The organism is Microbispora sp. NPDC046933 (assembly GCF_040644635.1).
In the GTDB taxonomy this organism is placed as follows: Bacteria; Actinomycetota; Actinomycetes; order Streptosporangiales; family Streptosporangiaceae; genus Microbispora.
In genome coordinates this window covers 220,089-234,596 of sequence record NZ_JBEYWW010000011.1, presented here as the reverse complement: position 1 = coordinate 234,596, position 14,508 = coordinate 220,089, and the positions used below count along the sequence as shown (strand labels likewise).

Annotated in this window: 15 protein-coding genes; 4 read left to right on the top strand and 11 right to left on the bottom strand. The window is 72.0% G+C overall.

The features are described 5' to 3' along the window. The first annotated feature begins 154 nt into the window (after positions 1–154). Entirely contained in the window at positions 155–874 is a 720-nt protein-coding gene (locus ABZ857_RS17455; protein WP_357044004.1) for a hypothetical protein, read from the top strand. 77 nt (positions 875–951) lie between these two features. Here the strand turns inward: ABZ857_RS17455 and ABZ857_RS17450 are convergent, their stop codons facing one another. From ABZ857_RS17450 to ABZ857_RS17415, 8 genes are all read right to left on the bottom strand, one after another. Then, positions 952–1,569: a MerR family transcriptional regulator gene (locus ABZ857_RS17450; RefSeq protein ID WP_030506528.1), complete on the bottom strand. Its 618-nt coding sequence runs from the start codon at positions 1,567–1,569 to the stop codon at positions 952–954. 155 nt (positions 1,570–1,724) lie between these two features. After that, positions 1,725–2,195, bottom strand: coding sequence for a bifunctional nuclease family protein (locus ABZ857_RS17445; protein ID WP_139577972.1), 471 nt, complete (start codon positions 2,193–2,195; stop codon positions 1,725–1,727). A gap of 76 nt (positions 2,196–2,271) precedes the next feature. After that, entirely contained in the window at positions 2,272–2,928 is a 657-nt protein-coding gene (locus ABZ857_RS17440; protein ID WP_357044002.1) for a MerR family transcriptional regulator, read from the bottom strand. Positions 2,929–2,947: 19 nt separating this feature from the next. Next, positions 2,948–3,451, bottom strand: coding sequence for an FHA domain-containing protein (locus ABZ857_RS17435; protein WP_079313913.1), 504 nt, complete (start codon positions 3,449–3,451; stop codon positions 2,948–2,950). 390 nt (positions 3,452–3,841) lie between these two features. Further along, positions 3,842–6,346 (bottom strand): mannose-1-phosphate guanyltransferase, encoded by a 2,505-nt coding sequence (locus ABZ857_RS17430; protein ID WP_357043999.1) that lies wholly within the window; start codon positions 6,344–6,346, stop codon positions 3,842–3,844. Positions 6,347–6,349: 3 nt separating this feature from the next. Beyond that, entirely contained in the window at positions 6,350–6,916 is a 567-nt protein-coding gene (locus tag ABZ857_RS17425) for a CDP-alcohol phosphatidyltransferase family protein (protein WP_357026116.1), read from the bottom strand. Positions 6,917–6,926: 10 nt separating this feature from the next. After that, a complete protein-coding gene (locus tag ABZ857_RS17420) occupies positions 6,927–7,616 on the bottom strand; it encodes a response regulator transcription factor (protein WP_357043997.1) in 690 nt (229 codons plus the stop codon). Then, complete coding sequence (locus tag ABZ857_RS17415; RefSeq protein WP_357043995.1) at positions 7,613–9,307, bottom strand: histidine kinase; 1,695 nt, start codon at positions 9,305–9,307, stop codon at positions 7,613–7,615. Before ABZ857_RS17415 ends, ABZ857_RS17420 begins: the two co-directional genes overlap by 4 nt. A gap of 173 nt (positions 9,308–9,480) precedes the next feature. Between ABZ857_RS17415 and ABZ857_RS17410 the strand changes: the two genes are divergently transcribed. From ABZ857_RS17410 to ABZ857_RS17400, 3 genes are read left to right on the top strand one after another with little or no spacing between them, the layout of a single operon-like run. Continuing rightward, positions 9,481–10,071, top strand: a complete 591-nt coding sequence (locus tag ABZ857_RS17410) for a methyltransferase domain-containing protein (RefSeq protein ID WP_357043993.1) — start codon at positions 9,481–9,483, stop codon at positions 10,069–10,071. A gap of 38 nt (positions 10,072–10,109) precedes the next feature. Further along, the gene (locus tag ABZ857_RS17405; protein WP_357043991.1) at positions 10,110–11,291 is read left to right on the top strand and encodes an acyl-CoA dehydrogenase family protein; all 1,182 of its coding nucleotides are present in this window, start codon (positions 10,110–10,112) and stop codon (positions 11,289–11,291) included. 56 nt (positions 11,292–11,347) lie between these two features. Continuing rightward, a complete protein-coding gene (locus tag ABZ857_RS17400; RefSeq protein ID WP_357043989.1) occupies positions 11,348–11,770 on the top strand; it encodes an SRPBCC family protein in 423 nt (140 codons plus the stop codon). A gap of 9 nt (positions 11,771–11,779) precedes the next feature. On the opposite strand, the gene ABZ857_RS17395 is transcribed toward ABZ857_RS17400, so the two are convergent. The 3 genes from ABZ857_RS17395 to ABZ857_RS17385 all read right to left on the bottom strand — a co-directional run bounded on the left by ABZ857_RS17395 (position 11,780) and on the right by ABZ857_RS17385 (position 14,322). Beyond that, on the bottom strand, positions 11,780–12,571 hold the full coding sequence (locus ABZ857_RS17395) for an enoyl-CoA hydratase/isomerase family protein (RefSeq protein WP_357043987.1): 792 nt from the start codon (positions 12,569–12,571) through the stop codon (positions 11,780–11,782). An 8-nt stretch (positions 12,572–12,579) separates the two neighbouring features. Further along, positions 12,580–13,515, bottom strand: coding sequence for an alpha/beta hydrolase (locus tag ABZ857_RS17390; RefSeq protein ID WP_357043985.1), 936 nt, complete (start codon positions 13,513–13,515; stop codon positions 12,580–12,582). A 108-nt stretch (positions 13,516–13,623) separates the two neighbouring features. After that, positions 13,624–14,322, bottom strand: coding sequence for a gamma-glutamyl-gamma-aminobutyrate hydrolase family protein (locus ABZ857_RS17385; protein WP_357043983.1), 699 nt, complete (start codon positions 14,320–14,322; stop codon positions 13,624–13,626). Positions 14,323–14,508 lie beyond the last annotated feature (186 nt).

Below are 14,508 nucleotides of genomic sequence, written 5' to 3'. Positions count from 1 at the left end.
GTCCCGCCGCTCCCATCGGCCATAGGAGCGCGTTCCCGGGGCCGGCGGGAGCGGCCGGGACCGAACCGGGAGACCGCGCCCACGACGGCGGGAGCGTGCGGCCTTCACCATCGGACCCGACCGGACGACCATCAGATCTTTCGAGAGGACCGTCATGCAGCCGGACACCGACACCCGTGCTACCACCCACAAGCCGCTCCGGGACGTGCGTGGCTTCTGGCGGGTGCTGCTCGCCGTCGTCGCCCCACTCCCCATGCTCGGCATGGGCCTCAACCACCTGTTCAGTCCCGTGGACGGCGGCGAGTCGTTCGAGGCCACGGTCGCGGCGTACGCGGCCCACGAGCAGCTGGCAGGGACGATCCGCTGGTTCGCCCTGCCGTTCCTGGTCGGGCTGATCCCGGCCACCTTCGCCGTGGCCTGCGTGGCGCGGCGCGGCGCTCCCCGGCTCACCACGGCGGGCGCGCTCTTCGCGCTGCTCGGCGACCTGGCCGGATTCCCCCTGATCCGCGGCGGCGACGACCTCGCGTACCTCACGGTGACGCGCGACTTCGACGTGGCGACCATGGCGAGGCTCCAGAGCGCTCTGGAGGACGACCCCGTGCAACTGGCGGCGGGCCTGCTGTTCATCGTGGGCATCGTCGTCGGCCTGCTGCTGCTCGGCCTCGCGCTGTGGCGCAGCGGCGCGGCGCCGGCCTGGATGGGCATCGTCCTCGCGGCGGGCGGGTTCACGCACCCGTTCATGCCCGGACACGTCGCGTCGGGCATCGGGCTGCTGGTCGCGGCCGTGGGCTTCGCCGGCGCCTCCGTCGCCCTGCTGCGGATGCCCGACGACGAGTTCGACCTGCCTCCGGCGCGGCCCTCGGCGGGTGCCTGACCCGCTTTCTCACCCGCCCCGGCCTCCGCTCACCCGCGGCCCGCCCGGCTTCGAGCGGTCGCCGGGGCACCGGCCGCTCAGCCGGTCCTGCGGGCCTTCCTGCGGCGGGCCAGCTCGTCCGCCGGATGGTCCCCCTCCGCATCCGGAGCGGCCTCCGCACGCTCACCCGGAAGCTCCGCCAGCGATCCCTCGACCTCCCGCCAGACCCGCCCGAGCGCGATGCCGAACACGCCCTGACCGCCCTGCAGCAGGTCTATCACCTCGTCGGCGCTCGTGCACTCGTAGACGCTCACGCCGTCGCTCATCAAAGTGATCTGGGCCAGGTCGTTGACGCCGCGGTCGCGCAGGTGCCGTACGGCGGTGCGTATCTGCTGGAGGGAGACCCCCGTGTCCAGAAGACGTTTGACGACCTTCAGGACGAGGATGTCGCGGAAGCTGTACAGTCGCTGGGACCCGGATCCCTGGGCGGCCCTTATCGTCGGGAGCACCAGTTCGGTCCGGGCCCAGTAGTCGAGCTGCCGGTAGGTGATCCCGGCCGCCGCGCACGCCGTGGGCCCGCGGTATCCGATGCCCTGGGGCAGCGCCGTCGGCTGCTCGTCGAACAGCAGACCCTGTTCGCCGGCGCGCTCACGCGCCGCCTGCCGAACCGGGTCGTGCTGGCCGGCCGACTTACCCTCGCCGCTGCTGACCGCCACTGCGGACCTCCGGCTTTCTCTCATCCCACGGTCTGATCTGGGGGTTCGTGAATTACAACCGTGGTTTCCCTTGCACCGTAGGACCGGGGCCATCGTCAGTCAACGACCCCGTCCGGCGCGTCGTGAAGCGTAATCTCCCGAAATCGCCCGGCACGTCAGCCCGCCCGGCCGAAGTCCTCCGGCGTGATTTTGTCCAGGAACTCACGGAACTTTTCCACTTCGTCTTCCTGATCGTCGGGCATGCTCACGCCCGCCTCCTGGATCACGTCCTCACTCGCGTAGATCGTCGCACCCGTACGCAACGCCAGCGCGATCGAGTCCGAAGGACGTGCGCTGACCTCCACACCGTTGGAGAAGACCAGATCGGCGAAGAAGATTCCATCGCGGAGCGCGACGATGTTGACGGTGCGCAACCGCACCCCCAAGGCCTCAAGAACGTCACGGAACAAGTCGTGGGTCAGCGGCCGGGGCGGCGGCTCCTCCGCCTGGGCCAACGCGATAGCGGTCGCCTCGGTCATGCCTATCCAGATCGGCAGGTACCGATCACCGCTCGTCTCCTTCAGGAGAACGATCGGCTGGTTGGTGGGCATCTCAACGCGAACCCCCACGACCTCCATCTGCAACACGGGCGGCTCCGTCTCAAGCGTCGCGGCATATCACCAGGCATTCAACGTAACACCCACGGAGGTGCGGATGTGCCGGTCACCGCCCCAGAACGCCGCGAACACTCCCACGCAGTAACGCATTGTGCAGTTCCTGGAGAAGTCCGGAGATCTCCCGGGCGGTCTCGTCCGCCTCGGCGATCGCCCCCGGCGCCTTGCGGCGCAGCAGCGGGGCCACCGCCTGCTCGATGAGACCGGCCTCCCGCTCCACGGCAGCGCGGAGCGCCCTCAGGTGCCGCGCCTGCAGGCCGAACCGCGCCAGCGCCCCCACGCTGCGCGCGACCTCCAGCGCCTCCCCGTCGTACCGGCGCGCCACGGGAGCGACCAGGCCGAAACTCTCCATCTCGGCCAGGGTCTCCTCGTCGATGCCTGCGGCCTCGATGAGCTCCTCCCGGCTGAGACGCACGGGCGGGGCGCCGGCGGACACGGCGTGCGGACGGGCCGCCTGCTCGTCCAGCTGATCCTTGATCACCCGGAGCGGCAGGTACTGGTCACGCTGCGCCCGCAGGATGTACCGCAGGCGCTCCACGTCGGTGTAGGTGAACTTGCGGTACCCCGACGGGCTCCGCTGGGGCTCGATCAGCCCCTCACCCTCCAGAAACCGGATCTTGGAGACGGTCACGTCCGGGAACTCGCCCTGCAGCAGGGCGAGCACCTCCCCGATGCTCATGAACGCCCGTACGGCCTGCGCGCTCATGACTCCTCCTCCTCACCGATCACAGCCCTCCGGGACCACGCGTGAGGAACACCAGCCGGAACTTGCCGATCTGCACCTCGTCGCCGCCCTGCAGCGGGGACTCCTCGATGCGCTCCCGGTTGACGTAGGTGCCGTTGAGGCTGCCCACGTCACGCACGGTGAACTGGCCGCCGCGCCGGTAGAACTCCACGTGCCTCCTGGACACGGTCACATCGTCCAGGAAAATGTCGCTTTCCGGGTGGCGACCCGCCGTAGTGAGGTCGCTGTCGAGCAGAAATCGGCTGCCCGCGTTCGGGCCCCGCATGACGACCAGAAGAGCCGTGCCGGGGGGCAACTGCTCGACCGCGGCCCTGTCCGGCAGAAGCGTCTGGCCCGTCTCCGCCTCAAGCGCCTCGAGCGAGATCGTCGAGGTCGTGTCGGCTGCGACGGGCGCCGGAGCGCTCAGCGGCGAACCGCATCGTGAACAGAAACGGGCATCCTCGGGGTTGGCATGACCGCACTGCGTGCAGTAGACGCTGGGCATCGAACGGCTCGGCCTCTCTCACGACTTGCTCTAGGACTAGCTCAAACTGCGAATGCCGCAACTTACGCTGATCAGGCACAAAGGTCAAGACCGCGGCTGGGCGTGGACTGACCAACGCTACAGCCAGCGGAGGTTCAAGGTCCATCCCGCCACACAGTGTTCATTGGCCTCGCCTCCGGCAAGGCCTGCTCGGGGCGCTTTCAGGCCGCGTCGTCGTGCCGCAGGCGCGCCATGAGCACAGCCCTCCTCGCTCGGGGCGCTCGTTCCTCGCACCCCTCGCTCGTCAGTCCAGACCACGGCCGCGCCCCTCGCGGGACGGTTGCGCCCCGTAAACCTCGCATGGGGCAGCCGCTCCGCGGCACGGTTGCGCGCCATCGCGTGCATGGGGTGTCAGTGGGCGCCGGCGGCCTGTTCGACGACGTGGGCCCAGCGTTCCAGGAGGGCCTGGGCGGTGTCCATGTCGTGGCCCTCGGCCCACAGGTGGGTGACGGCCTCGGCGGGGTCGGGCAGGACGAGGGCCCAGCTTCCGTCGTCCTCCACGACGCGGACGCCGTCGGTGGTGTCCAGGCGATGGCCCTCGGCCGCCTCGACGACCGAGCGCATCACCGCCCCCTTGTGCGCCCAGGGCGTGGGAACGGTCCGCTTGAGCAGCTTGGCCTCCGGGATACGGGCGTCGATCTGGCTGAGCGACAGCCGGGTGCGCGCGACCAGGCCGAGCAGGCGCAGGAACACCGCCAGGCCGTCCACGGTGGGCGCGAACTCCGGGACGATGAAGCCGCCCTTCCCGTCGCCCGCGAAGATCGTGTCGGGATGCCTGGCCGCCCTCGTCAGCGTGTCGATGCTCGTGGCCGTCCAGTCGACCTGCACGCCGTGGAAGCGGCACACCATCTCCGCCACCCGGGTCGTGGTGACCGGCAGGGCCACCCGGCCGCCCCGGCGCTCGGCCGCCACCAGGTCGAGCACGACGAGCAGCGCCCGCTCCTCGCTGATCAGCTGGCCCATCTCGTCCACCAGGGAGACCCGCTCCCCCACCGGGTCGAACCGCACGCCGAAGGCCGCCCGCGCCGACGCCACCAGCTCCGCCAGGCGCTGCAGGTCGCGGCGGCGCTCGGCGAGCGTCTCGGTGGGCGAGGCGTCGTCGAGGCGGTTGTTCACGGTGAGCACGTCGACCCCGGCCCGGCCCAGCAGGCTCGGCAGCACGAGCGAGGAGGTGCCGCCCGCGCAGTCGACCACGACCTTCATCTCGGTGTCCTTCACCCCGGACATGTCGATGCAGGCCAGCAGTTCCCGGGCGTAGGTGTCGACGGCGCGGGCGGGGAAGGTCAGCTCGGCGATCTCGCCGGGGAAGGCGCGCCGGTACTCCTGCCGGGAGAAGACCCGCTCCAGCTTGCGCTGGGCCGCCTGGGACAGGTCGGCCCCCGTCTCGTCCATGAACACGATGTCGACGCTCTGCGGGTCGCCCGCCGTGGTGCGCAGGGCGATGCCGCCCTTGACGTTCTCCCGCGAGGTGTTGAACCGGGCGACCGGCAGGGCGGCGGCCTCCAGGTCGACCACGTTGATCGCGCTGGAGTTCAGCGCGCTGATCACCGCCCGCTTGAGCGCCCGCGCCGCGCGCGAGGCGTCCCGTGAGGTGACGACCGTGTCGCCCTTGCGCAGCGTCGTGGCGTACGCGCTGGCCAGCCGTACGCACAGCTCCGGGGTGATCTCGACGTTGACCAGCCCGGAGACCCCACGGGGGCCGAACAGGCTGCGCTGGCCCCGTGACTCCCAGATGACGCTGGTGTTCACGACCGTGCCCGCCTCGATCGTCTTGAACGGGTAGATCTTCACGCCGGAGGAGACGTACGCCTCGGCCTCGATGACGCACTCGTCGCCGACGACCGCGTTCTCCTCGATCCTGGCGCCGGTCATCACGTCGGTGTTCTTGCCGATCACGCAGCCGCGCAGGTGGGCGGCCGGGCCGACGTACACGTTGTCGCTGACGACCGCGCGGTGCAGGAACGCGCCCTCCTTGACGACGGCGTTGCTGCCCAGCACGGTGTACTCCCGCAGCTCGGCACCGGCCTCGACCTTGGCGTAGTCGCCGATGTAGAGGGGGCCCTTGAGCACGGCCTCGGCGTCCACCGAGGCGCCCTCGGCGGCCCACACGCCCGGGGCCAGCTCGAACGCGTCGAAGTCGACCTTGACCTTGCCCTCCAGCACGTCGGCCTGGGCCTTGAGGTAGCTCTCGTGCGTGCCGACGTCCTCCCAATAACCCTCGGCGACGTAGCCGAACAGCCGGCAGCCCCGTTCGAGCATCTTGGGGAAGACGTCGGACGACCAGTCGACCGACTGGGCGGGGGCGATCTCGTCGAGGACCGACGGCTCCATGATGTAGATGCCGGTGTTGACCGTGTCGGAGAACACCTGGCCCCAGGTGGGCTTCTCCAGGAAGCGCTGGATGCGGCCGCTGTCGTCCACGATGATGATCCCGAACTCCAGCGGGTTGGGCACGCGCTTGAGCCCGATGGTGACCAGCGCCCGGTTCTCGCGGTGGAAGCGGAGCATGTCGGTCAGGTCGATGTCGGTGAGCGCGTCGCCCGAGATGACCAGGAAGCGGTCGTCGCGGAGCTTGTCGGCGGCGTTCTTCACGCTGCCGGCCGTTCCGAGGGGGACCTCCTCGGTGGCGTAGTGGAGGGTCATGCCCAGCTCGTCGCCGTCGCCGAAGTAGTTGCGGATCAGCGCGGCCAGGAACTGCACGGTCACCACGGTCTCGGTGAAACCGTGCCGCTTCAGCAGCCGGAGCACGTGTTCCATGATCGGCCGGTTGATGATGGGGAGCAGGGGCTTGGGCTGGTTCGCGGTCATCGGCCGCAGCCGTGTCCCCTCCCCGCCCGCCATGACGACGGCCTTCACGGGTCACCCCTTCGTTAGCTGGCGCACCTGTACGACATACAACACCCCCGCCCACCAATACAGACCAGTTCCCCAGATGGCGAAGGCCCATCCGAAGATCGCGGCAATCTCGGCGTACCAGCCCTCGTGCGAGGCCAGGAACAGCAGCGGGAACGCGTACATCAGGGCGGCGGTGCCGGCCTTGCCGAGGAAGTGGACGGGCAGCGCCGGGCCGTACCCGTGCCGCCGCAGCACCGGCGGCACCCACAGGAGCAGCACGTCGCGCAGCGGCACCGCAAGCGCCAGCCACCAGGGGACGGCGCCCCGCAGGACCAGGCCGACCAGGGTGGCGAGGATGTAGAGCCGGTCGGCGAGCGGGTCGATGAGCCGGCCCAGCCTGCTGATCTGGTTCCAGGCGCGGGCGAGCTTGCCGTCGAGCCAGTCGCTGAAGCCCGCGAGCGCCAGCAGCGCGATGGCCCACCCGTCGGCGTGGGGACCCAGCACGAGCCAGAGGAAGACGGGGACGCCGAGCAGCCGCAGGGCGCTCAGCAGGTTGGGCACCGTCCAGATCCGGTCCTCGGCAGCGTTCACGCCCCAGACCCTACATGCCGCCGTCCCGGCCGCTCCGGGGAGGAGCCATGGGGTTGAACCCGTTGTCGACCAAGCCGAACCGGTGCGCCATCACCGCCGCCTGGGTGCGGTTGCGCAGCCCCAGCTTCTCGATGAGCGCGGCGACGTGGCTCTTGACCGTCGTGATCCCAACGTGCAGCCGGTCGGCGATCTCGGCGTTGGACAGGCCCACCCCGACCAGGGTGAGGACCTGCGCCTCGCGCTCGGTGAGGCCGGGCGGAAGCGGCACCGCCTGCCGCTCGGCCGCCAGGGCCCGTTCGACCACCCGCCGCAGCACGGACGGCGCGAGCGGGGGCTCCCCCGTCGCCGCCCGCCGTACCGACTCGACCATCCGGGCGGGCGGGTCGTCCTTGACCAGGAACCCGAGCGCGCCCGCGCCCAGCGCGGCGTAGAGGTTCTCGTCCTCGGAGAACGTGGTGAGCACGACGATCCGGGCGGACGGCTGGGCGGCGAGGATCCTGCGGGTGGCCTCCAGGCCGTCGACGCGCGGCATCCGCAGGTCCATCAGCACCACGTCGGGACGGTGGCGCTCGGCCAGCCGTACGGCCTCGGCCCCGTCGGCGGCCTCCCCGCACACCTCCATGTCGCCGGCCGCCTCCAGCATCATCCGGACACCCGCCCGCACCAGGGCCTGATCGTCGGCGACGACGACGCGGATCACGCGAACCTCCCCGACACGTGGCACTGCGGCCGGTTCTCACGGGGGACCGGCAGCGAGGCGGTCAGCCGCCACCCGCCGTCCTCGGCCGGGCCCGCGGTGACGTGCCCGCCGAAGGCGCGGGCCCGCTCCCGCATGCCCGCGATGCCCTGCCCGTGGGACGGCAGCACGTCCGGGGGGCGGGCGGCACCGGGGCCGTTGCGCACCTCGACCGTGAGCGCGTCGGGGCGCATCGCCACGTCGACCTCCGCCCGGGCCCCCGGCCCTGCGTGTTTGAGCACGTTCGTCAACCCCTCCTGGACGATCCTCGCCGCCGACGCCCGCACCACCAGCGGGGCGCGTTCCGCCTCGGCCGAAAGCCGCAGGTCCACCCGCAGACCGGCCGCCGACATCCGGGCCACGGCGTCGCGCAGCACGTCGCCGGGGTCGGCGAGCATGTTCGCGAGCATGAGATCGGAACCCAGTGCCTCGTCCGGGTCGCGCAGGACGGCCAGCAGGCCGCGCAGGTCCTCCAGCACCCGGTGCCCGGTGTCCCTGATGTCGGCCAGCGCCTCGGCGGCCGGCCCGCTGGCCCCCGCGTACTGCGCGGCACTCGCCCGCAGCACCATCGCCCCCACGTGGTGGGCCACGATGTCGTGGACCTCGCGGGCGATCCGCTCCCGCTCGGCGAGCCGGCCGGCCCTGGTCCGCTCGGCGGCCAGCTCGGCGGCGTGCCTGGCCTGGGCCTGCCGCACGCCCACGTACCGGCCGATCGCCACTGGCGCGGTCACCATCGTCATCAGCGCCACCACCCGGAACGGGGTGACGTCGCCGGGGTCGTCCACGACCACGATCGCGGCGACCGAGCAGGTCAGCGCGTACGCCGCGGTGACCCACGGCCAGGTGGCGGCGGTCGCGAAGACGCCGAGGGCCACCAGGGCGAGCAGTTGCAGGCTGTTGCCGGTCCTCGGGACGTACTGGTCGGCCACGACCAGCGCGAGGCTCTCCAGCAGCAGGACCGCGCCGGGCAGGTGCCGCACGACGCCCAGTGCGAGCCCCGCGAGCATCACCCCGAGCGCGACCGCCCACACGGGCGGCTCGCCACTGTGCCAGTAGGGCCAGGTGGTCAGCACCGACAGCGCCACCCCGCCGCCGGCGAACAGCAGGTCGAGCAGCGGCGCGGGATCCTCCCTGCGGCGCCCCTCCTGGCCGCGCAGGTAGCGGCCGATCAGCACGGGGGCCGCGATCAGGCCGACGGAGTAGAACCAGGTGTTGCTCGTGAGCGCGACGCCGGGGTCGGCGAGGTTCACGGCCGTCGCGGCGGAGGCGAGCACGGCGGTCGGGGCCGTCCAGCCCCAGCCGCGCAACCGGGCGAGCACGCCCACCGAGATCGGCAGCAGGACCTGCAGGGTGTTGACCGTGAACGCGCCGATCTGGTCGCAGACCACCAGCAGCACGGACAGGTAGACGGCCACCGGGCCGGGCCATCGGCGCACCAGGCCCATCGGCAGCCCGGCCAGCAGCGCGAAGCCCATTCCCACCCACACCGGGGCCGGGCCGTTCCACCCGTTCCAGGATCCGGCGCTGACGAGCACGTCGAGCCCGGTCCCGCACACCGCCAGGCCGATGTCGAGGACCGTGCCGCGCGAGAGCGCGAAGGGCCTGCCAGTGAAGGGACGCTGAGTGACGAGCCGGCGCGTCGAGGGCCACCGCATGAGGGAACGCTACCGTCCGCCAGCGCGGGGGCCGGTCCTCCGGGGGGAGGACGGCTTCTCCTCCTTCTGGCCGCCCCCGTCCGCCGAAGGGCCGTACTCGTTGATCCAGCCGGCCGCCAGGTCGGTCCGGACGGCGGGCGGCCCGGGCGGTTCCGGGGCCCTAGCGTCGCCGCATGGCCAATGAATCAGCGATCTTCTTCGGGCAGTTCCTGCGTTCCCCCGCCGTGACCGGGGCGGTCGCGCCCAGCTCACGGCGGTTGTCGGCGGCGGTGTGCGTGCCGGTGCCGGAGCGCGGCGACCCGGTCGTCGTCGAGCTGGGGCCGGGCACCGGCCCCTTCACCGCCGAGATCCAGCGCCGCCTCGGCGGCCGGGGCCGGCACCTGGCGGTCGAGATCAATCCGCGGCTGGCCGGCCATCTCAGCGCCCGCTACCCGGGGGTGGAGCTCGTGGTCGACAACGCCGCGCGGCTGCCCGAGCTGCTCGCGGCCCGGGGCGTGGCCGCCGCCGACGTGATCGTGAGCGGGCTGCCCTGGGCGGCGTTTCCCCCCGCCCACCAGGCTGACCTGCTGCGGGCGGTGGTCGCCTCGCTCGCGCCGGGAGGCGCGTTCACGACGTTCTCCTACGTCCACGCCCGCCTCCTGCCCGCCGCCCTGCGGTTCCGCCGCAGGCTGGGCCAGGCGTTCGAGGAGGTGGTGGCCGGGCGCACGGTGTGGCGTAACCTGCCGCCCGCCTTCGTCTACCACGCGCGCCGCCCCCGCCGGTGATCTCGCGGCCCGCCGAATGGCGTTCTAGAGTGGCGGGCATGGACTTCACGCTGCCGGAGAGCGCGCAGGCGGTGCGCCGAGGTATCGCGGACATCTGCTCGCGGTACGACATGGACTACTGGCAGCGCTGCGAATCGGACAAGCGCTGGCCCGAGGAGGTGTGGGCCGAGCTCGCCAAGGGCGGCTGGCTCGGCCTGGCCGTGCCCGAGGAGTACGGCGGAGCCGGACAGGGCCTGCTGGAGCTGGCCGTGGCCACCGAGACCCTGTCGGCCTCCGGCTCCGCCGGCGGTTCGGCGTTCATGTACGTGCTGACGCCGGGGTTCGGGGCGCTCACACTGGCCAGGCACGGCTCGGCCGAGCAGAAGGCCGCGCTGCTGCCGAAGCTGGCCACGGGAGAGATCGAGACCTGCTTCGCCCTGACCGAGCCCGACGCCGGGTCCAACTCCCTGGCGATCTCGACCTTCGCCCGCAGGGACGGCGACGACTTCGTCGTGAACGGCCAGAAGGTCTGGATCACCGGGGTCCAGCGGGCCTCCTGGATGCTGCTCGTCACCCGGACGATCCCGGCGGCACAGGCCAGGCCGCGCAGCGACGGGCTGACGGTGTTCCTGGTGAACGTGCCGGAGGCCGTGTCGGCGGGGCGGCTGTCCTACCGGCCGATCCCCAAGATGGGCGCGAACACCACGCCGTCCAACATGGTCTTCATCGACGACCTGCGGCTGCCCGCCTCCAGCGTGCTCGGCGAGGTGGACCGGGGGGCGGCCGTGCTGTGGGACGTGCTGAACCCCGAGCGGATCCTGCTGGCGGCCAGTGCGCTCGGCGGGGCCGAGGTGGCGCTGCGGGTGGGCGTGGACTACGCCAAGCAGCGGGAGGTCTTCGGCCGGCCCATCGGGGCCAACCAGGCCATCGCGTTCCCGCTGGCGCAGGTCAAGGCCAAGATCGAGCTGGCCAGGCTGATGCTGTACAAGGCGGCATGGTCGTTCGACAACGGTCTGCCCTGCGGCACGGAGGCCAACATCGCCAAGCTGACGGCCTCGCAGGCCGCGTGGGAGGCCGCCGACGCCGCCTTCCAGACCCATGGGGGCATGGCGTACTCGCTGGAGTATCCCGTCGCGCGGCTGCTGGCCGACGCCAGGATCGGCCGGATCGCGCCGGTGACCGAGGAACTGCTGCTCAATTATCTGGCCACCCAGGTGCTCGGCCTGCCCAGGAGCTTCTGACCGCTTGCGCCCCGCCCCGGTGGGGCACTTACGTGAAGCAGCGGAAGGAGTCACACATGCGCGGTCCGTACGCCAGCACGGTGATCAGCGCGGACGCCGGGGACGTCTGGGCGTTTCTGCGCGAGTTCGGCAACCTCCACGAGTGGCTGCCGGGCGTGTCCGCCTGTGAGATCGAGGACGGCGCGCCGCTCGCCCCGGGGGTCGTGCGGCGGGTCGAGGGATCGGGCGGGGTGTTCCGCGAGCGGCTGCTGAGCCTCGACGACGAGGCCCGCACGCTGACGTACACCACCATCGAGTCCCCGCTGCCCATGCGGGACTACCACGCGACGTGCCGGGTCGCTCCGGTGACCGACTCCGGGCAGGCGTTCGTGGAGTGGTACGCGAGCTTCGAGGCCGACGACCCGGGGAAGATCGCCAAGATCCTCACCCGGGGCGTCTTCGTCCCCGGCCTGGAGTCGCTGCGCAAGCGCTTCGGCTAGCGCTCATCCTCAGGACTCTGGCCGGAACCGGGGCGGGCGCTTCTCCCGCAGGGCCAGCACGCCCTCGGCGGCGTCGGGGCCGGTGAAGCCGAGGAACTCCATGGCCAGCGAGGCGTCGAACGACGGTCCGGCCAGCCGCAGCCAGTTGTTCAGCGCGTACTTGGTCAGCCGGATCGCCTCGGCCGACCCGGCGGCCAGCCGCGACGCGATCTCCAGCGCCCTGTCGTGGACCTGGTCGTCGTCGACGCACAGGCTCACCAGCCCCATCGCCTCGGCCTGCTCGCCGGTGACCGGCTCGCACAGCAGGAGGTGATACTTGGCCTTGGCCATCCCGCAGAGCAGCGGCCAGATGATCGCCGCGTGGTCGCCCGCCGCGACGCCCAGCCGGGTGTGGCCGTCGATGATGCGGGCCGTCCGCCCGGCCACCGAGACGTCGGCCAGCAGCGCGACGGCAAGCCCCGCCCCCACCGCCGGGCCCTGGATCGCGGAGACGACAGGCTTGGCGCAGTTGAGCACGTTGTAGACGATGTCGCGGGCCTCGGCGAAGACCTCCAGGCGCGTGGCGTGGTCGCGGGTCATCTCCTCGATCATCGACAGGTCGCCGCCCGCCGAGAACGCCTCGCCCTCCCCGCGCACGATCACCGCCCTGACGTCGTCGTCGCGGTCCACGTCGCGCCAGATCTCGGCCAGCTCGCGGTGACCGGTGCGGTCCACGGCGTTGCGCCGGGACGGCTCGCTGATCACGACGCGCAGGACGCCGTCCGCCGCCCAACCGACCTTGAGCTTCTCGTACTCCCTCACGACGCGACTCACCGTCCCTCGGGCAGGCGCAGCGCGTCCTTGATCCTCGCGGCGAGGAAGTCGCGCCCCTCCAGCGCCTGGTCGAAGAACCCGGGCAGGCCGAGGAAGCCGTGCAGCGCGCCCTCGAAGCAGCGGTGCTCCACGGGGACGCCCGCCTCGGCGAGCGCCCGCGCGTAGGCCGCGCCCTCGTCGCACAGCGGGTCGCACTCCGCAGTGATCACCGTCGCGGGCGCCAGGCCCGACTTGTCCGGCAGGTGGATCGGCGCGAGACGGGGATCGCGGGGGTCGGCGCCACCGGCGTACTGCTCGATGAACCACCTCATCTCCGCCGCGTCGAGCCCGAACCCCTTCCCGTACGTCCGGTAGCTGGGCGTGTCGGCCGCGACGTCGAGGACCGGGCAGATCAGCGCCTGGTGGGCGAGGCGGAGCCCGGCGTCCCTGGCCAGCCAGGCCGCGACCGCCGCGAGGTTGCCCCCGGCGCTGTCGCCGACGACCGCCACTCTGCGCGCGTCGGCGCCGTAGAACGCGGGGCGGGCGTGCACGTCGCGGACCACGCCGAAGGCGTCCTCGGCGGCCGCGGGGAACGGGTGCTCGGGCGCGAGGCGGTAGTCCACCGAGACGACGACCGCTCCGGTCCGGTGCGCGAGGTCGCGGCCCAGGGCGTCGTTGCGCTCGACACTGCCGAAGACCCAGCCGCCGCCGTGGAAGTAGACGAGCGCCGGCAGCGGATGCTCGCCAGGCTCCGGGCGGTAGATCCGGATGGGCACCCCGGCCGCCGTCTCGTCCCTGACCACCGGCAGGTCGATCCTCGGCCCGCGCTGCTCGGCCATCCCGTCCAGGGCCCGCAGCTCGGCGATCTGCTCGCGGGTGAGGGAGGCGATGTCCACGCCGAGATCCGAGGGGAACAGCTTGAGATAGGCCTCCGCCTGGGGATGCAACGCCATGCCCCGCACAGTAACAGCGCCCGCCGACACAACCGCCGAAGCGGCCGCGGCGCGCATCTCCCGGCGGACCGGCCGGCCGCGCCGCCTCCGGGACACGGTCCGTACGGGTCAGGGACGTGCCGCGTCCACCAGGGCCTCGATGAGACGGTTGTCCGCGCCGCGCTCGGGGTGCCACTGGACGCCGACCGCGAACCGGTGTCCCTGCAGCTCGACGGCCTCGACGATCTGGTCGTCCGCCCAGGCCACCGCGATCAGGCCGGTGCCGAGCCGCCGGACGGCCCGGCTGTGCGCGCCGGTCACCTCCGCGCGGTCGCCCACGGCCTTGCCGACCCTGCTCGACACGCTGACCGTGACCACGTGCGCGGCCGTCTCGTGGCGGTCGTGGCCGACCGCCTCCCGCAGGGACGTGATCAGCGTGCCGCCCTGGGCGACGTTGAGCACGTGCATGCCGCGCGAGATCGCCAGCAGCGGCACGTCCGCCTCCACCGCCGCCTGCGCCAGCGCGGTCTCGAACCGGTCGCGCTGGGGCTGCGGCCCGCCGAGCCCGTCGTCGTCCTGCTCCCCCGCCGGGACCTCGCCGTACAGCGCGGGGTCGACGTCGACGCCCCCGGCGAGGACGACCGCGTCCAGGCGGCGCACGTAGTCGCCGGCGGACACGGGGCTCAGCGGCGGCAGCAGGACGGGCGCGCCGCCCGCCTTCTCCACCGCGCGCGCGTACGCCTGGGGCGAGAGCGCCGCCTCACGGACCCACGTGCCCCAGCGCGCGGCCTCGAGATAGGTGGTGATGCCGACGATGGGACGCGCCATGGCCATCTCCTGGGGTGTGCGAGCAGGCAGGCCCATCATGGCGCAGATCGTTTTCCTTTTTGTCAATTTTCTCATCAGTCACAGGAGTCACAGTGGGAGCGTCACGAAAAATAACGAAGTGTTCACAGTCGGTTGCCTTGCGGCGAATCGGTTGTGACGCCCGGGAGCGAGTGGAACACTCCCTGT

Bases quoted from the DNA above. Each gene is read 5' to 3' on its own strand.
- ABZ857_RS17455 (WP_357044004.1), top strand. From the start codon at position 155: ATGCAGCCGGACACCGACACCCGTGCTACCACCCACAAGCCGCTCCGG.
- ABZ857_RS17440 (WP_357044002.1), bottom strand. From the start codon at position 2,928: ATGAGCGCGCAGGCCGTACGGGCGTTCATGAGCATCGGGGAGGTGCTC.
- ABZ857_RS17435 (WP_079313913.1), bottom strand. From the start codon at position 3,451: ATGCCCAGCGTCTACTGCACGCAGTGCGGTCATGCCAACCCCGAGGAT.
- ABZ857_RS17415 (WP_357043995.1), bottom strand. From the start codon at position 9,307: ATGCGGTGGCCCTCGACGCGCCGGCTCGTCACTCAGCGTCCCTTCACT.
- ABZ857_RS17410 (WP_357043993.1), top strand. From the start codon at position 9,481: ATGGCCAATGAATCAGCGATCTTCTTCGGGCAGTTCCTGCGTTCCCCC.
- ABZ857_RS17405 (WP_357043991.1), top strand. From the start codon at position 10,110: ATGGACTTCACGCTGCCGGAGAGCGCGCAGGCGGTGCGCCGAGGTATC.
- ABZ857_RS17400 (WP_357043989.1), top strand. From the start codon at position 11,348: ATGCGCGGTCCGTACGCCAGCACGGTGATCAGCGCGGACGCCGGGGAC.
- ABZ857_RS17390 (WP_357043985.1), bottom strand. From the start codon at position 13,515: ATGGCGTTGCATCCCCAGGCGGAGGCCTATCTCAAGCTGTTCCCCTCG.
- ABZ857_RS17385 (WP_357043983.1), bottom strand. From the start codon at position 14,322: ATGGCGCGTCCCATCGTCGGCATCACCACCTATCTCGAGGCCGCGCGC.